The following is a 17796-nucleotide window of genomic DNA, read 5'->3' on the forward strand; positions in this document are numbered from 1 at the left end:
GTGTTCCAGTTATCGCGCCAGCGGTAATGGCTGGGTAGCTATGTTCGGAAGGGATAACCGCTGAAAGCATATAAGCGGGAAGCCCACCCTAAGATAAGACATCCCTCTTCATTAGAAGACTCAAGGCCCCTTGTAGACTACAAGGTATTATAGGCTGGGTGTGTAAGCGTAGCAATGCGTTTAGCTAACCAGTACTAATCGGCCGTGAGGCTTGGCCATCCCATTTTTTATCTTGTCCCTTGTCTGCCCTAAAGATACCTATGCGATTTTCAAAGGACCGGCAAAGGCCGGACGTCCGGTTTAACCACCGGACACATGATCTCTGACATACAGTTTTCGGTGGCTATGGCGGTGGGGTCACACCTCTTCCCATCCCGAACAGAGAAGTTAAGCTCACCAGCGCCGATGGTACTGCACGGGTAACCGTGTGGGAGAGTAGGTCGCCGCCGAATCTAATTTCAAAAGCCCGAGTTATATAACTCGGGCTTTTTCTTTTGTCATCCTTCCGGATTATCAGGGAGCTTGAAAGAACCTGAAAGTTCGAGGAATATCTTTCTTTTTAATGAATAGAGAAAATGTTTTGGAGATCACTGTGTCAGGAGTCAGACATCAATGAAAGGGGTGTATATTTAAAAAAACGAGCCCAATGGACGATTCCACAGGGCGCGTTTCCTTTTTCGGCGGGTCTGGTCGGTCGGATCAAGGGACGCATGAAGCTTCTGACGACCAGACCAACTGTCTCATCGAAGGGTGGATAAGAATGAGGGGGGGGCTATGATACGTGCTTCCCTTTTCCGGACGCCTTCCACAGAAGCAGCGGGGACAGAAACACCAGACACAAAAGAAGCGACAGGGGCAGGACGAACATCGTGGGATTTTCTATGACATACATCGGTATCGATACGTGAAAGAACAGCTCACCTATCGCCCTCCCTCCCCACAGGATCGACTGTGAGGCGCTGTAGACAAGCGCGGTTTTTTCTCCCGAACGCAGCATTCTCGAAAAGTATATCGAGAGGATGCCAAAGACAAGGAGACAGAGGCCGATGGAAACGGAACTCAGAAACAAGAGATCGCTGTAATGCCCGGTCAGATCGGCAAATTCACCGGTTTCGACCAGTTCAAAGGGCCATACAAAATGGAGGAGAGCGATCAAGAGCTCGACAATACCTCCGATACCCATCAATCGATATGCAAGTCTTTTATTCATCATGCCAGTATTCCCTCGATGTGTATTGTTCTTCAGTACATCTACCCGTACTCCGATGAAATGTTCGGGCTCCCAACGTGTTTACGTTCCCGATGATATAAAGATCTTTTTCCTTCAATTATGGATTCGTTCCGCACGATCGGTTATACCATCGCCCCCGCCCGTTTTCCCAGCTCTTCAAAGTGGAAAAACTCACGGAAGTCCACCAGCCCCGACATGGCGCCGACGTGCCTGATGGGAATATCCCACTCTTTCAGGATCGCCACAGGATTGAGGCCGCCCATTACAACCGCGCCGATGCGCCCGTCAGGGATGGGTATCTCCATGAGCGTGTTTCCGGGAAGCCCCACGGTGTGGTATCCACCCAGGCCGATCCTTCGCATTTCATGCTCCAGGTTCAGGACAAGCTCCCGGGAATCGGCGGGCATCTCCCTGAGGCTCGCGCCGATTATCCCGTCGCCGCTGGTCACCGTTCCGGTGTAGTCGGTCATACCGCTCTTGATGAATATCTCCATCGGATCCATGGTGGTGCCGTCGTAGTTGATGATCTGTAAAAATCGGGTGGCCGCCCCTTCTTCAAACTCCAGCAGTCCCCCGAATCGTGAATGGGTCTGGATGGAGTGGCGAAGCAGCACGCCGTTGAGGGATATGGAGCAGATGGTTCCGATGCCCACAGAGTCCTCAGGCACCGCAACGGTGCCCGCACGCCTCCCCGGCCCGAACAGAGTTAAAAGCTCGCCCATAGAAAAACCCTTTTCGAACACCGACTGTATCAGAGGGATCGCATCGGTGAATCTTTCCTTGTCGATAAGCGTGGTATTCATGATGACCGTACCGGTTCTGGACGTGAGGTCGAAGCTCATGCGATAGGTCATCTGATCGATTTTCGTCGACATAAATCCCACCCGCTCGAAGATCCTGGCGGAGAGAAGCTCCCGACGTCCCTTGTCGGTGATAATTCTTCCCTTGCGCCCCAGGGCCTCGGTATAGCCGCAGTCGTCCAGGTACTGGAGGGAGAGCCGGACGCTTCGTGGCCCCACCTTGTGTCCCATTGCGGAGAGTTGGGACGAGATGACGAAGCTGCTGACCGGTTTGGGAGAATCCTGCAGGATCTTCATAATGGCGAGATATCTGTTTTCATATTTCTTTTCCATGGTGGAAAGCATATTGGAAAAAATACCATATGTCAAGTATTTTATTGGAAAAATTTCCAATAAAATAATATTTTTTTAATTGATGGATTAAAATACCTTATATATCGTCGTAAATACAGGATAAATCACTGATCGAACGACCCCTGAAATTAGGGAGAAAGTGAGAAAAATGAAACAACTAAAATAAACGGTAATAATACCGAATTTCCTTGACAGAAGCCTATAAACTTGATTATATGGGGTAAATTTGGATGTGAGAATTTTGGTTGCGAATCCCACGAGGGACGACATCCTTAATAAAACCTTTCACAAGGAAACGCATGATGGTAACTCACGCAGGGAACCTGAATCCCGTTACATCTCGAACCGTTGTAGAACCGGTACAGACGCCGGCACATGAAACATTGAATTCATTCGAGATCGTCCAGAGGCAGCTCGATGAGTGTGCGAGCTTCATGAATCTGGATGCGGGGGCCCATAGGCTTTTGAGAAACCCGATGTTTGAAATGACCGTGTCGATTCCGGTCACGATGGATGACGGCACAACCAGGGTATTTCAGGGTTTTCGAGTGCAGCACAATATGGCCCGGGGTCCCGCCAAGGGGGGCGTACGGTTTCACCCGGACGAGACGATCGATACCGTCCGGGCGCTTGCCACATGGATGACCTGGAAATGCAGCCTTATGGGACTTCCCCTGGGCGGCGGTAAGGGAGGTGTTGTGTGCGACACCCGTGAACTGTCTCCATCGGAGCTGGAGCGGCTCAGTAGGGAATACGTTCGGGCCATAGCTCCGATCATAGGTCCGGATAGAGACATCCCTGCACCGGATGTCTCAACCAATCCCCAGGTGATGGCGTGGATGATGGACGAGTACTCCCGCATCGTGGGAAAAAACGGCTGCGGCGTTGTTACCGGAAAGCCGATCTGCGTGGGCGGATCGCAGGGACGGCTCGATGCCACCGCCCGTGGTGGTATGTATACCATACGTGAGGCGGCCAAGATGCTCGGAATGAACCTCGACGGAGCCCGGGTGGCGGTGCAGGGATTCGGCAACGCGGGTTCATTTGCAGCCTGGCTTATCCGAGACCTTTTCGGGAGTACCGTAGTGGCGGTCAGCGATACCGGCGGCGGCGTATACTCAAAGAGGGGACTTAATCCGGAGGCGGTATTACAGCATAAACGGCTTCATCGTTCGGTGTGCGGCGCGGCTGACTGTGAGGTGATTCCAAATGAGGAAATCTTCGGTCTTGATGTGGATATTCTGATTCTGGCCGGCATCGAAAATGCAGTTACTCAAAAAAACGCAGGAGATGTTCGGGCCCGTATCGTGGCGGAACTGGCCAACGGACCGACGACGCCGGAGGCGGACGCGATACTCATCGAAAACGGTGTCCATATTATCCCGGATTTTCTGTGCAACGCCGGCGGTGTGACCGTTTCCTATTTTGAAATGGTGCAGAATTATTATATGTACTACTGGGAGGAAAGCGAGGTGCACAAGAGGCTGGATCAGAAGATGACCGAGGCCTACCACAGCGTGTATCATGCTTCCCAGGAATACGGCCTCGATATGCGTCGGGCGGCCTCTGTACTTGCGGTGGACCGAGTGACCGAGGCGATGCGCTGCCGCGGCTGGATCAATTGATACTAAAGAAGATAATACATGTCGAGGGCGACGCACATCGACGCTGTTTCAAAAAGGCATCGCCCGTACGATATTCGAAACCCCCGAATGGATATCCCTTCGGGGGTTTTTATTGATCGGTCGCTATCCGAATCATTATCGGGTGAGGCTGCTAATCGTATCGCTGGATTCCTCGAGGGTCAAGCTTGTCTTATAGATATCGGATGTCAGTACCCGGGATGCATCGGTGAACCGGAATCCTGTAATAGGATATATGAGAATTTGCCGCTGTATACTTCATCGGTGTCGATGTCGTCGGTGGATCCGGGCGGCCCTGAAACAGCGTGCAGCGCGTACCTTCGGTTAGGAGGGGGTGCTGCATGGTATTGTCGGATGGTTCGGTTGATTCGTTCGTTTCGACTGAAAAAAAAGCCCAAGGAATTTATCCCATGGGCAATATATGTGCATAATGATATGGAAAAGGTATGAATGGTTACGTATCCAACCATTTTTCCGCGTCTTCGAGGTTGTTGAACGTTCCCATTTGAAATTGATCCTTACCGACTTTATCATACACCTTGTCAAGATGAATGTTCATGGTCATGCTTCTGTTCACGATAGCGGCCTTTCGCTGGCCCGATTGACGCATCATCTCCTGTGCTTCGCTGTGTAGATTGTTTACCTCAGGGGAAGGAACGCCGAGGTGAGTGATATCAGACAAAACCGTGTAACCACTTCTGACCATGTTGATGCACTTGTTAATATCCTCGATGTAATTCGGTACATCATGCGGTGAATCCCAGTCCCCTACGGGTGTAAAATAAATCCTGTTCTTCTCCACATCAACTTGAAATTCATATAGGCTGTTTTTCGACACCGTGTGCTTCATCGTTACACCTCCTTCTAGTGTTGTGTTAAGAGACGATGAAAAGAATGTCTCTGACGATCAATAATTATGGCCATTGCCCAATACGATTGTCTTAAATTGAAATATATCAAGGAGATATTATTTAGTTAATTGTAATGTTAATATTGCTATAAGTCAAGGCAATTATTTCAAGGCCGTCTTTTCAGAGAGACGGTATATGGATGCGAACACGCACGAAAACGTCATCTGAGAAAATTACGGACTTTGCGGACGGTTGTACAAGTAGAAAATCTCGTTGTCTCATTATATTTATCTGACGAATCGATATTTTATAATGTGCCTGATTTCAAATTTTGAAAGGGTGATGGTTTGATACCAAGAGGGATACATGAGAAAGGCCGGCATATCGCCGGCCTGTTTTTGAATATTCGAATGTCTCCTTCAACCTCGGGAACGGGAAAAATCCCGGATCGAAGTTCATGGGGAAGTCCTCACATGAAACAAGGAGATGTAATGTGAAATCCTTTTATTCCGCTGTCACAGCGAGGGATTTCACCGGGTAATCAACCGGGCTGATTCCCATTCCGTCAGGGCTCACGACGAAGATATTCCCCGTCAAATCGTACCTGACGCCGTCGATTGTTCCCTCTGCCCCGGTTATGGAGATGACATCCGGCGTGTCCTGGCATTCAATTTCGTCGGTGGCGATTACTTTGGTGTCGACGTAAGGGTAGTGAAGCGTATATATCGAATCCCACCACCTTGTGTCTATGGTCAGGTTTTCGATCGTGAGAGAAGTATCGGATACCACCCGAACCGCGAACACCATACCGTTGGCGTGATCAAGGGGAATGAATCCACCGTGACACACCTCGATGGTTAATGTGTTCATATCAGCCGAAAAAACAGTCGGTCCCGCAACAAGAATGAAGAGGGACACCAGAACAGCCGCCTTGATGAAGATAGTTTTCATTCGAATCTTCCTGAGAATGAAGAGGTTGTTCATCAGCCTACCATGTGCATGACCAGTTGCCCTGCCCCGATTTTGTATAGACCCTCATGTAAAATATACGCCCCCCCGTCAGCCGAATGATTTCTCCGTTGTCCAGGTCGAAGTTTCCGAGCACCTGTCCGTTTTCTCCGGTCACCTCCACCCAGAAATCGACGTAACCCTTCGGATAACTGAAAACGACTTCGAGCTCATCCTTGTACACCTCGAACGACCACATGCAGTCCCAGCCGCCCTCTTGCAGGTATCCATAGATCACGTTGCCGTTCATTTCCACGTCAGGGCCGATGTTCACGATGACATCTTTGCTCCCGATCGGTGCACCTCCGCTTGCAAGGTTGTACGAGGCGTTCCAGTAGCCGCTCCCTCTGTTAGAGAAGATGGTGAGATAGAAGGTACCGCCTCCCATAAGCTGGATGATGTTCCCGTTGTCCAGGTCATAATTTCCGAGGATCGTGTAGCCGTCCGGACCCGTGACTTTCACCCAGAAATCCACCTGACCGACAGGGTAACTGAAAGGTACTTCCACAAAGGCGCTACTGCCGGCGTTTACCGTGAATGTGTAGGACGATCCCGGACCATTGAGATATCCGCTCTCGGTTATCGCAAAGGCAGTGCCTGAAATCAACAAGGCAACCGGCAGTACGAAAAGAATAACCAGAAAAGACTTACGGCACCACATTTTTCAACTCCTGTTTTTACATGTTGTGAGATCAACTGTAGCCATAAAAGAAGCTTCACTTTTTTATTTTGTCGATAGAATATTCATGATCTATTCAATATAAAATTATCTTGATTCTTTATCAATATATCAAGTAAAAAACGAGATCCGTCGGTAAGATTATTATTTTTCTCATGTATCTTCAAAAGCGGGTGGATAACATAGAGTATTGAGCCGTAACTGAGCCACCGTGAGACTTCCGAGAGAGTACGTTATAAATGCAATTACATGGTTTCGTGCTCCCGTCTTTTCGTGTATTTGACGGATCTCGATACGTCCCTGTTCTGTTCGGGAAAACGGGGGTATCTTGATGGAGGAGGCGCTGGCTCTTTTATACAAAGAAAAGAATATAAATGACAAAACAAAATGATACTGTTTTCTCCTCTGTTGTTGGATTGACATATTCATGTTATTATTAAGAATCATTCTCAAAGAGGGGTAAATATATGGCATTCTTGGATGGAGTGAACCGGGGCGTCGCGAAGCGGCTGATCCCGGATTTTGACAACACGAAGAATAAAAACGTGCGGCTTCGCTACGGCCTGGTGGCGGGGTTATCGTCGATCATCGCCACGATCATCCTGTTTGTCGTGAAGCTGGTGCTGGGGATCATGGCGGATTCCGTTTCGGTGATCGCCGACGCGTTTCACCTCCTCTCCCACGTGGCGAATTCCATCGTCCTGGTGGCAAGCTTCATCATCGCCTCCCGCCCCGCCACGGAAAAAACCCCCTTCGGTCACGGCCGGATGGAGCATATCGCCCCGCTGGTGATGTCGATATTTCTCCTCGTCATCGGTATCCAGGTGGGGGAGGCTGCGGTACACCAGATCGCCGAGCCCCACGAGGTGCACTACTGGAACGCGCTTCCCTGGATTCTGGGGGCCACGATCGTCGTCAAGCAGTTTTTATATCGATTCATCCGCTATCTGGGGGAGCGGATTCACTCCCATTCCATTCTGGCAAACGCCGCCCACCAGCTCATCGAGGCGGTCATTACCCTGGCGGTTATAGCAGGCCTCGTTGCGGGACACATATTTCATGTGTCCGCGATCGACGGGTACCTGGGCGCGGTCGTGGCGCTGTGGCTGATGTACCTGGGATTCGCCCATGCCAAAGAAGCCCTGGTGCCGCTTCTGGGACAGGCCCCGAGTCCCGAGATGATAGACCGTATCAGAAAGGCCGCCACGGATGTGGACGGGGTGGAGGGGGTGCACGAGATCATCGTGCACGATTACGGGTCGTTTTCCCTGGTTTCGCTGCACGCGGAGATGCCGGAGAAATTCTCGACCCGTAGGATGCACGGCACGGCAGAAAGGGTGGAGCGCAGGCTGGCGGAGGAGTTCGGGGGGGACGCGGTGTGTCACGCCGATCCGCTGATGGAGCGGACTCCGGAGATTAAAGCGCTGGAGGAGAGGTTCGCCCGGATCGTGGACGGGATGGAGGACGTCGCCGGCTTTCACGGATTTCGAGTGGTGGGAACAGGCGATGATAAGATCATCATCGTGGCGGATATCGACGCCGCCCTTTCGGTGCCGGAGATGAAATACGGCGAGCTGGCGGCGTCTCTGGAGAAAGAGGTAAAGCGACAGATTGAACACGTCGAATACTGCACCTTCTCCGTGACGCCGAAGTACGCATTTTGACGAAAGAGAAAGACTTTAAAGGATCGGAGTGGAGGTTATCGACAGTCGGCGGGGTCTTTCCCGCAGCCGTCCCCGGCGTAGGGGCAGTGTTTGCAGACGTCGTTTTTCTTCACCGAGCGGACCGTACGCCTCATACGGCGGACGAGATAGGCCAGTGCGAAGAGCAACAGAAACCCGATGATGATGTATTCGCCGACGGCTCCCATGACTCCCCCGATGGTTGCGTGTCAAATAAAAATCATATTAATAGTATAATCCTCTTGTACCCATTTTGCCATATCTGGGGGTGATTTTTCAAATCGGGGGCGATATTTCCCGGCCGCCCCGATTAGGGATTGCGGATGCGGGAGCGGTGCACGGCGAAAGGAAACGCGGGGGATTTGGAATCCCCATATCCGGTGCGGGAGGGACGGGAAACATTTCCGTAGTGACCCGAGCGGACCTCGCGGGAACGAGTTCCCGGTTGATTTACGGGGCCGTCGGGTGATACACTTGTCTGACGGCCGATCTCCGGGTAGGGAGTTCCGACGACGTGTGGCGGCGCGGCGAATTCGATATGACGAACCCGGGGAGGCATTGCCTGATCCACGAACGATCCAAGATGGCATGAAAGGGACGTTTGAACACAGGGGAACGACCGGACCATGAAAAAAACGGACGACGGAAAGATCGGTCTGCTGGCGGTGGTTTCCATCGGTGTCGGCGGGATGGTCGGCGGCGGTATCTTTGCGGTGCTGGGGCTGGCGGTGGAGCTGGCGCACGGCGGGACGCCGGCGGCCTTTATGATGGCGGGGGTGGTGGCGCTGCTGACGACCTATTCCTACGCGAAGCTTTCCGTCACATACCCGAGCCGCGGGGGGACGGTCGTCTTCCTGGACCGCGTGTTCGGCGCCGGGATGTTCACCGGAAGTCTGAATCTGCTGTTATGGCTGAGTTACGTGGTGATGTTGTCGCTCTATGCGGTGGCGTTCGGCAGCTACGGTGCGACATTCCTGTCTCCGGGGTTGCAGGTGATCGGCAAACATGTGCTGATCAGTCTCAGCGTGATCCTCATCGCCGGCCTGAACCTCCTCAGCGCAGAGCTGATCGGCAAAGCGGAGGATTGGATTGTATTATTGAAGGTAGCGATCCTGCTGACCTTCATCGGCGTCGGTCTCGCCGGTGTCGATGCCACTCGGATCGCGCTCGACACGTGGTCTCCTCCGCTTCAGTTGGTGGCGGGGGGGATGATCATCTTTCTTGCCTACGAGGGGTTCGAGCTGATCGCCAATACGGCGGGCGATGTGCGGGATGCGAAACGGACGCTGCCGCGCGCCTATTACATAGCGGTGGGATTTGTGATCGTGCTGTACGTGCTGGTCTCGATTGTCACCGTGGGCAATCTCCCGGTGGATACAATCGTGGCGGCCCGGGATTACGCGCTTGCGGAGGCGGCCCGACCGTTTCTCGGACCGGCGGGTTTTACGCTGATCGCGATTGCGGCAATGCTGTCCACGGCTTCCGCTATTAATGCGACGCTCTACGGCTCGGCCCGCCTGAGCTACAGCATCGCCCGTGATGGCGAGCTGCCGGTGATACTCGAGCGCAAGGTCTGGAATCAGCCGGTTGCGGGGCTGGTGATTACCACGGTACTGACGCTGCTTGTGGCCAACCTCCTTGACCTGTCGAGCATCGCGACGGTGGGCAGTGCCGGGTTCCTGTTGATCTTTGCCGCCGTCAATATAGCCAACACGCTCTCCGCGTCCCGAACAGACAGCCGCGGCTGGATCTCCTTAGCGGGGGCCGGAGCGTGCATCGGGGCGCTGGGCGCGCTCGTATGGCAGACGGCACGGACCGCGCCCCCCAGGTTGTGGGTGCTGGCGGTGCTGGTTGGTCTGGCGGTGATCATAGAGGGCGGCTTTCGGCTGGTCAAGCGGGAGATCCGGCTTCGTGAGTAAACGGTGAGCATCGAAGGAGATGGGCGGCGCCAACGAGCGCGAAAGGGATGTCATAGAGAAATAAAGAGGCCGGCGGATATGCCGGCCTCAATTGTTTTTGGCGGGGCTGAACTGGGTCGATACCTCTAACCTCACGGACGCCGAAAGCCTGCTCGAAACGGTGACAGAGTGACTGACGTCACTGTGTAACTCACTCCCCGCATTTTTGCATTTTTTATGCAACAGACCATCTGTTATTTCAGCCCGTAGAGAAAGCCGTCGCTGCTTCCGAAGACGACGAGGCCGTCCCGGACCGCCGGGGATGAGCGGACTGTGTCTTCGGTGCGATAGACCCACAGCGGGGCGCCGTCCACGGCGGTGAAGGCGTAAAGCCCTCCGTCATCGGATCCGATATAGACGACACCTCCGGCCACCGCCGGAGAGGAGGAGACGGCGTCTCCGGTGGTCTGCTGCCACGAGGATGCCCCAGTCTTCGCATCCACGGCGTAGAGGACGCCGTTGTCGCAGCCGATGAACACGAGTCCACCCGACACCGCCGGGGACGAGCGGATTTTTTCTCCGGCCTCAAAGCGCCATTTCGACATGCCGGTGCGGGCGTCCAGGGCGTAGAGACAGCCGTCGTCGCTACCGAAGTAGATCACGTTATCCACTACCGCCGGGGACGAGTGGACGCCCCCCTCGGTTGCGAAACGCCATTTTTCAATACCGGTGGCCGCGTCCACGGCGTATATATGGTCGTCCATGCTCCCGAAAAAGACAATCCCGCCGGCGACGGCCGGGGACGACCTCACGTCACCCTCGGTTTTGAACCGCCACTTTTCCATGCCGGTGGCGGCCTCCACGGCGTAGAGGAAGTCGTCATTGCTGCCGAAATAGACGACGTCGTTTTCCACCACCGGGGAGGAGAGCACATTTCCCTCGGTCTTGAACCGCCATTTTTCAAGTCCCGTATCTTTGTCGAGGGCGTAGAAATATTCATCCTCACAGCCGAAAAACACGAAATCCCCCGCCTTGGCTGGAGATGAGGAAATATCATCCTCGGCCCGGAAGCGCCATGTGGTGACGCCGGTGTGTGCATTGATGGCGTAGAGGTGATCGTCATCGCTTCCCACGTACACGACACCGGCCCAGATCGCCGGGGTCGAAACGATCTCGCCGTCGGCCCGGGCCTTCCAGAGCACATCCCTGACATCGGTGACACCCCGGTCGTCATAATAGCCGCTGTGATTCGGCCTGTTTCGGAACATGGAACCGATAGACGTCAGGGGGTCTCCGAAGACCGCCGGCGGTGCCAGGGTGAGCGCCAGGGCGGCGAGAAAAAGACACAATCGTTTCATTATTTTCAGCTCCCTTTTGCTTTTTTATGAGGGGATATCCATGGTGATGATGATGCGATTTACAGGCGGGAGAGGAGTACCAACAGCCCGTGACAGACGGCGACGACGATGGTGACGTATGCCGAGCGGGAATGCCATCTAAATGGGATCCACCTGATCTTTCTCCTGTTGAGTATGGAAATTGACGCGGTAAAAAGCATCGATAAGAAGGTGAGTATGCCGAGAAGCTGTACCAAGTAGATACCAAATATACTTGTATAGGCGATATCGGAAAACATTGGCGACACCTCCTCAGGATATCGGGGTTGTATGAATGATTGATTTCATCATACGGACGACGGGATGACGTGTCAACCGGTTTTTCGTGTTATTTCGAGCTTAAAAAAAACGGGAAGCGCTCATGCGCTTCCCGTTTGATCACGATGTATTATCGGAATTATTTTCCGACGATCGCAACCGAGCAGACGCTCATGGCGGGGAATCCGCCCAGGTTGTGGGTCAGGCCCAGCTTGGGATCCTTAATCTGACGATCACCGGCACGGCCGTTGAGCTGCAGGTACATCTCATAGAGCATACGGATGCCCGAAGCCCCAATGGGATGACCGAAGCACTTGAGACCGCCGTCGGGCTGGCAGGGTATCTTCCCGCTCAGCTCGTAAAAACCGTCGTTGATGTCGTCGATGGCCTTTCCCCTGGGGGATATCTGCAAATCCTCGTAGGTGGCGAGCTCCGTGATGGAGAAGCAGTCGTGCACTTCCATCATGCTCAGCTCTTCCCTCGGTTTTTTGATGCCCGCCTCGGCGAAGGCTTTCTGGCCGGCCCTGTAGGTGGTTTCCACGTGGGCGCCGTCCCAGTCGGTGTACCACATCTCCTCGCCGGATGTGATGGCGATCTGCAGCGCCTTGACCAGCACCGGGTCGGTGTTGGGTTTCAGCTTCTTGGCGATTTCCGGGGTGGTAACGATGGCGGCGGCGGCTCCGTCGGACACGCCGCAACAGTCGAACAGTCCCAGGGGCCACGCGATCATCGGCGCGTTCATGACCTGATCCACGGTCACCGCTTTTTGCAGGTGAGCCTTGGGATTCAGGGCGCCGTTTGCATGGCTCTTGGCGGAAATCTTCGCCAGAGCCGTCTTCAGGTCGTCCGGGCTGACGCCGTATTTTGCCATGTAGCCGGTGGCCATCAGGGCGAAGGAGCCGGGGGCCGTGGCGTTGGGCATGAAGAGACGGAAAAACGTCCCCATGGCGGTGCCGAAGTCCGGCAGACCGCCGTAGCCGGTGTCTTTCAGTTTCTCGGCGCCCAGGGCCAGGGCGATGTCGCAGGCCCCTGCGGCGACGGCGTAGACCGCGCCCCGGAAAGCCTCGGTGCCGCTGGCGCAGAAGTTTTCCACACGGGTGGCGCCGATAAAGGGGAGTTTGAGGGTCATGGGGAGGGTGATGGCGCTCTTGCCGACGTTGACCTCGTCAAAGCAGGAGCCGAACCAGGACGCTTCGATGTCTTTTTTCTCGATGCCCGCATCCTCCATGGCCTCCAAATACGCTTCGACGATCAGGTCCTCTTCGGACATGTCCCATCGTTCCCCGAACTTGGTGCATCCCATTCCCAGGATGGCCACCTTATCTTTAATACCGCTTGGCATGCTATACCTCCATTCTTTTGATCAATGTGTCCCTATTCGATCACCGGAACGATCTTCCAGAAGTAGCCGGAGATGCCCCGCTTCGGGTCATAGTACTTCCTGCGGAAGCTCATCTTGGTTTTCATACCGACCTTGAGGTCTTCGATCTTGCAGTCGGTGAGGTCTGTCCAGAGTGTACCGCCGCCCTTGAAGCGGGTGATGCCATATACCTGAGGCGGATCGAAGGAGAACGCAAGCATGTCGCCGGTGTAGGAGAAGAGTGTGCCTTCCTTGTCGGAAAAGCGGTAGTCTTCTGTTTTGTCCACGGCGCCGCAGTCTGGATTGACGCAGATGCGCTGGGGCGGGAACTGGGGCGTGTTACACTCGGTGCACTTGGTGCCCACCAGTCCGAAAACAGCCTTGCGCTTGCGCCACAGGGTGGAGAATGCCGTCCAGGCCGAGTCCTCGCCCCGGATGCCCAACTCCATGGGGATGATGTCCCGAAAGACCGCGTATTTTTCGTACGGGGCCAGATCGGCCTTGTACTCCAGCGATCCCTTGATGCCGGAGATGCCCTTGAGCTTCTTGATGTTGTCGGTCACCTCGAACAGGAGGGCGTCGCAACCGCTGCCGAAACTCGCCATAATGATCTTGTCTCCGGGCTTCGCTTCCTGCAGAGCGCTGACCATCATCACCAGGGGATGGGCCGTTCCGGTGTCTCCGCAGACGTCGTGCATGTTCGGATGGATGGCCTCGGCGGAGATGCCCACCAATGTTGCGAGCTTGCCGTGATCCCGGCCGAAATAGCAGGGATAGACGACCCGATTGATTGCCTCGGGCTTCGTTTTGGTCTTTTCCAACAATCCCTTCAGCACCTGGGGGATGAACTTGCTGTAGCCCATGTCCCTGATCCAGCGCTCTTCCCAGGTTCTGTCGAAGGGGGCGTCTTCGGATCGGAAATGATCGACGAAGTCAAAGGATACCGAGTAGGAACCCTTGAATTCGGCAACCACGTCCTTGTTGCCAAGGACAAGACAGGCGGCGCCGTCGCCGTAGAACTGCTCGACCATGCTGCCCATCCTACCCATTCGGTAGTCGGCGGCGCTTACCATGATGTTGTTGGCCTCGCCCGCCTTGACGGCGTCCAGGGCCGCGATGGTGGCCGTGGTGCCGGACTTGACCGCCTCGGTAAAATCGGCCACCCTCACATCCTCCCTGAGATCCAGCGCTGCCGCGGCAATGGCGGCGCAGGAGCGTTCCTTGTAGGGAAGGGTTGTGGAGGCAAGGTAAATCCCGTCGATTTTGTCGCGGCCGATGCCGTTAAGGGCGTCAATACCTGCGGCCACGGCCATGCTCAGGGAGTCTTCGTCGTAGTTTGCAACCGACTTTTCACCCCGTGCCACAGCGATCGTTACCGGATTGAACCAGCCCATGGCTCCGAAAATTGTGCCGCGATTGATTCTGTACCTCGGAATGTAACCTCCGAAAGATGTAATTCCAACCATACGCCAAATCTCCTTTCAATGAAGTTGCGCGACTATGTGATTCTTTCAGCACCCTTCCCGCATGCCGGATGCGGCTTCCTGACCGGTAATGCGGGAGAACGAGTAGAAAACCAAAAAAAGGTGTTATCGGTTCCCTGCTTCTTCCATCCGGGAAGACTCGCGGAATACCGAAAAAAATGAGTTTCCCTCGGAAGTTTTTTAGTATATGTAGTGTCTTTTGTCAAGTCTTTTCTTGTAAAGAATTTGCCTAATGATATTTATCACTTGACAAAGGGATATGCGAATCAATATAATTGAGCATCGCTCGGAATGGTGGGATATTCCCGACTGAGATAGGGCTGAAAATGAGTGAAAATACTACAAAAATGAATAGTATTCAAAAAGGGATTAAAGGTGTTACCAAGAACCTGAAGAAAAACCGGGAAGGCGGGGACAAGCGCGAGCGGATTCTGGCGGCGGCGGAGAAAATCTTTGCGGATAAGGGATATTTCGAAACCACCATTTCTGAAATAGCCCGGGAGGCGCAGGTTGCAGAAGGAACAATATACGATTACTTCGCCAACAAGAAAGATCTCCTGTACGCCGTGCCGGAGCGATCTTCCGTCGAATATGCGGAATTTGCCCTCAATCACCTCCAGGGCATCAAGGGGGCGGTCAATAAACTGAGAAAAATCATCTGGTGTCACCTCTATTACTTCCGTCTGCACCGACACTTTACGAAAATCATGACCCTTGAAATCAGGATCGATCCCGACTACTTCGAGTGCAAGACCTATGAAAATCTCAAGCTCTACTCCGATCTCATTCTCACCATTGTGGAGGAGGGGATACGGGACGGGGAGATTTCCTCGCAGGTCAATCCGCATGTCGTCAGAGACATGATTTTCGGAACCATCGAGCACACCCTGATTCCCTGGCTGGTCTTTGACCGGGAAATACCCATTGATGACCTTGTGGAAGATATCTCCAATGTGATATTCTCGGGACTTGCCCCCCGGGAAAAAGTGCTCAGAGTTAACATTAACGAACTGGTATCGGGGCTGGATACCGCGGAAATTGTCGAGAAGTAGGTTCTTGAACCCTTGAACCGATCATCATACCAGAGGTATCAAAGGAGGCTTACATGTCAGACAAATCGATGATAGGGAATGCGTTCGAACCATTCGTGTTCGAAGTAGAGAAGGGGAAAATTTCGGAATTCGCTCTTGCGGTTTTCCAGAAGGAAGGGAAGGAACAGGTCGACCAGATCTACGTCGACTCGGTTGCGGCCAAGAAGGAGGGATATAAGGATATCGTATCCCCCCCCACATTCCAGACCTGTTTCGCCCTGTGGGGCGGCGGCGGACTGATGCCCATGATCACCGCCCTGAACATCAACCTGGGCCGGCTGCTCCACGGCGAGGAGGAGTATGAATACCTGGCGCCGGTACATCCCGGTGACGTTATCACCTGCCAGACAAAGGTGAAGGACGTATACGAAAAAGAGAAAAAGAACAAGCCGGGCAAGTTCATGGAGTTTACCGTGCTTGAAACTGAAATGAAAAACCAGAAGGGCGAGGTCGTGATCAAGGCCCGCTCAACCCTGGTTGAGAGATAGGAGGGAACAATGGCAAAAGAACTCTACTATGACGATGTAAACGTCGGCGATGAAATGCCGTCGTTCACCTCTGATCCGATCAACAGGACGCACCTGGTGCGCTATGCCGGTGCCTCCGGAGACTTCAACCCCCTGCATCATGACAATACCTTCGTTGCAATGTTCGGGATGGAGCGGGTCATCTCCCACGGCATGCTGGTGATGGGCATTACCGGCAGGGCCATTACCGATTGGGTACCCCAAAAATACATGAAGAGCTTCAAGGTGCGCTTTGCCGGCATGACCGAGCCGTGTGACCTGAACGACATGGAGAACACCTCCGCACGGGCCACCCTGACGGTGACCGGTAAGGTTATTGAGAAAACAGGCGACCAGATAGTCTGCGAGATACAGACCGCGGACGCATTGGGCGGCGTCAAGATCACCGGAACATTTTCCGCGGCGCTTCCCAAGAAGTAAAAGAAGCGTGAGTAAATCCCGGCGGGACGGATGAGGGAAGGAGCACAGGTTGGTATGGCTCGTTTCCTCTCTCTGTCTCTCATCGGGAGTGGGCGAAATATATTAAACCCTCAGTACATGAATCACAACACGAGGAGGAATGCATTATGGCCGATATCTCTTTTGACGGTCGCGTGGCAATCGTAACCGGTGCCGGCGCGGGTCTGGGTAGAACGTACGCCCTGGAACTGGGCAAGCGGGGCTGCAAGGTGGTGGTGAACGACCTGGGCGGCGCCCGTGACGGTACGGGCGGCAGCAAGGGCGCGGCTGATATGGTGGTCGATGAAATCAAGGCCGCCGGCGGCGAAGCGGCCCCGAATTATGACAACGTCTCTACCATCGAAGGCGGAAAGAACATCGTCAAGACCGCCGTGGACAACTTCGGCAAGGTTGACATCGTCATTAACAACGCCGGTATCCTCAGGGACAAGAGCTTTGTCAAGATGGAAGAGGAGAACTGGGACGCCGTAGTGGCGGTGCATCTGAGGGGCGCATTTTGCGTGACCCAGCCCGCCTTCGCAATCATGCGGGAAAACAATTTTGGTCGCGTGGTTCTGACCACATCCGGTGCCGGTCTCTACGGTAACTTCGGTCAGACCAACTACTGTTCGGCGAAGATGGGCCTCATCGGTTTTCAGAACGCTCTGAAAATTGAGGGCGCCAAGTACAACGTCAAGGTGAACACCATCGCCCCGGTGGCGGCCTCCCGTCTGACCGAGGACGTGATGCCTCCGGAATTCTTCGAAAAACTCAAGCCCGAGTTTGTCACCCCGATGGTGGTGTACCTCGCCTCCGAGGCCTGCGAAGATTCCGGATTTATCTTCAACTGCGGCATGGGCTGGTACAGCCGGACCGCCATCATGATGGCAAAGGGAGCGCTCATTGGAGACGGTTCCCGTGAGATCAAGGCCGAGGAAATCAAGGACAACTGGAAAAAGATCATCTCCATGGACGAAGCGAAGGAAGTTGGAAGCGTCCAGGAGACCTTCGGCGAGATGATGCCGCTCATTCAGAAGTAGTTTTCAGTGAGAATAGGGGCGGAGAATCCCACTCCGCCCCTCTCTTAGACGGTAT

Annotated in this window: 17 protein-coding genes and 2 rRNA genes; 9 read left to right on the plus strand and 10 right to left on the minus strand. The window is 54.0% G+C overall.

Annotated features, from left to right (window positions below; genetic code table 11):
- Window positions 1-219: ribosomal RNA gene (locus tag JW885_07005) — 23S ribosomal RNA — on the plus strand; the annotation flags it as partial.
- 116 nt (window positions 220-335) lie between these two features.
- Window positions 336-452: ribosomal RNA gene (rrf, locus tag JW885_07010) — 5S ribosomal RNA — on the plus strand.
- 320 nt (window positions 453-772) lie between these two features.
- Here the strand turns inward: rrf and JW885_07015 are convergent.
- Together JW885_07015 and JW885_07020 are read right to left on the minus strand one after the other, a co-directional pair.
- Window positions 773-1213 carry a hypothetical protein gene (locus tag JW885_07015; protein MBN1881906.1) on the minus strand — a complete coding sequence of 147 codons (441 nt, stop codon included), beginning with the start codon at window positions 1211-1213 and terminating at the stop codon, window positions 773-775.
- A 140-nt stretch (window positions 1214-1353) separates the two neighbouring features.
- Window positions 1354-2364, minus strand: a complete 1011-nt coding sequence (locus JW885_07020) for a DUF128 domain-containing protein (protein ID MBN1881907.1) — start codon at window positions 2362-2364, stop codon at window positions 1354-1356.
- A 323-nt stretch (window positions 2365-2687) separates the two neighbouring features.
- Here JW885_07020 and JW885_07025 point away from each other — a divergent pair, with 323 nt between their 5' ends.
- Window positions 2688-4010 carry a Glu/Leu/Phe/Val dehydrogenase gene (locus JW885_07025; protein ID MBN1881908.1) on the plus strand — a complete coding sequence of 441 codons (1323 nt, stop codon included), beginning with the start codon at window positions 2688-2690 and terminating at the stop codon, window positions 4008-4010.
- A 472-nt stretch (window positions 4011-4482) separates the two neighbouring features.
- On the opposite strand, the gene JW885_07030 is transcribed toward JW885_07025, so the two are convergent.
- From JW885_07030 to JW885_07040, 3 genes are all read right to left on the minus strand, one after another.
- A complete protein-coding gene (locus JW885_07030; protein MBN1881909.1) occupies window positions 4483-4878 on the minus strand; it encodes a hypothetical protein in 396 nt (131 codons plus the stop codon).
- A gap of 505 nt (window positions 4879-5383) precedes the next feature.
- On the minus strand, window positions 5384-5830 hold the full coding sequence (locus tag JW885_07035; protein ID MBN1881910.1) for a hypothetical protein: 447 nt from the start codon (window positions 5828-5830) through the stop codon (window positions 5384-5386).
- A 37-nt stretch (window positions 5831-5867) separates the two neighbouring features.
- Window positions 5868-6350, minus strand: coding sequence for a hypothetical protein (locus tag JW885_07040; GenBank protein MBN1881911.1), 483 nt, complete (start codon window positions 6348-6350; stop codon window positions 5868-5870).
- Between the two features lie 683 nt (window positions 6351-7033).
- On the opposite strand from JW885_07040, the gene JW885_07045 reads away from it, so the two are divergent.
- Entirely contained in the window at window positions 7034-8230 is a 1197-nt protein-coding gene (locus tag JW885_07045; GenBank protein ID MBN1881912.1) for a cation transporter, read from the plus strand.
- Between the two features lie 35 nt (window positions 8231-8265).
- Here JW885_07045 and JW885_07050 read toward each other — a convergent pair whose 3' ends face one another.
- Complete coding sequence (locus JW885_07050) at window positions 8266-8436, minus strand: FeoB-associated Cys-rich membrane protein (GenBank protein ID MBN1881913.1); 171 nt, start codon at window positions 8434-8436, stop codon at window positions 8266-8268.
- 438 nt (window positions 8437-8874) lie between these two features.
- On the opposite strand from JW885_07050, the gene JW885_07055 reads away from it, so the two are divergent.
- Complete coding sequence (locus JW885_07055; protein MBN1881914.1) at window positions 8875-10167, plus strand: amino acid permease; 1293 nt, start codon at window positions 8875-8877, stop codon at window positions 10165-10167.
- A gap of 233 nt (window positions 10168-10400) precedes the next feature.
- Here JW885_07055 and JW885_07060 read toward each other — a convergent pair whose 3' ends face one another.
- From JW885_07060 to JW885_07075, 4 genes are all read right to left on the minus strand, one after another.
- Window positions 10401-11504, minus strand: a complete 1104-nt coding sequence (locus tag JW885_07060; protein ID MBN1881915.1) for a PQQ-binding-like beta-propeller repeat protein — start codon at window positions 11502-11504, stop codon at window positions 10401-10403.
- 59 nt (window positions 11505-11563) lie between these two features.
- Window positions 11564-11782 carry a hypothetical protein gene (locus JW885_07065; protein ID MBN1881916.1) on the minus strand — a complete coding sequence of 73 codons (219 nt, stop codon included), beginning with the start codon at window positions 11780-11782 and terminating at the stop codon, window positions 11564-11566.
- A gap of 158 nt (window positions 11783-11940) precedes the next feature.
- Window positions 11941-13143 carry an acetyl-CoA acetyltransferase gene (locus tag JW885_07070; GenBank protein MBN1881917.1) on the minus strand — a complete coding sequence of 401 codons (1203 nt, stop codon included), beginning with the start codon at window positions 13141-13143 and terminating at the stop codon, window positions 11941-11943.
- 32 nt (window positions 13144-13175) lie between these two features.
- A complete protein-coding gene (locus JW885_07075; GenBank protein MBN1881918.1) occupies window positions 13176-14627 on the minus strand; it encodes a hydroxymethylglutaryl-CoA synthase family protein in 1452 nt (483 codons plus the stop codon).
- Between the two features lie 365 nt (window positions 14628-14992).
- Here JW885_07075 and JW885_07080 point away from each other — a divergent pair, with 365 nt between their 5' ends.
- The 4 genes from JW885_07080 (at window position 14993) to JW885_07095 (ending at window position 17741) form a co-directional block, all read left to right on the plus strand.
- On the plus strand, window positions 14993-15697 hold the full coding sequence (locus JW885_07080; protein ID MBN1881919.1) for a TetR/AcrR family transcriptional regulator: 705 nt from the start codon (window positions 14993-14995) through the stop codon (window positions 15695-15697).
- A 53-nt stretch (window positions 15698-15750) separates the two neighbouring features.
- Entirely contained in the window at window positions 15751-16224 is a 474-nt protein-coding gene (locus tag JW885_07085) for a MaoC family dehydratase N-terminal domain-containing protein (GenBank protein ID MBN1881920.1), read from the plus strand.
- A gap of 9 nt (window positions 16225-16233) precedes the next feature.
- Window positions 16234-16683: a dehydratase gene (locus JW885_07090; protein MBN1881921.1), complete on the plus strand. Its 450-nt coding sequence runs from the start codon at window positions 16234-16236 to the stop codon at window positions 16681-16683.
- Between the two features lie 146 nt (window positions 16684-16829).
- On the plus strand, window positions 16830-17741 hold the full coding sequence (locus JW885_07095) for an SDR family oxidoreductase (GenBank protein ID MBN1881922.1): 912 nt from the start codon (window positions 16830-16832) through the stop codon (window positions 17739-17741).
- The last annotated feature ends 55 nt before the right edge of the window (window positions 17742-17796 follow it).

The organism is Candidatus Zymogenaceae bacterium, assembly GCA_016931225.1.
Classification (GTDB): domain Bacteria; phylum Desulfobacterota; class Zymogenia; order Zymogenales; family Zymogenaceae; genus JAFGFE01.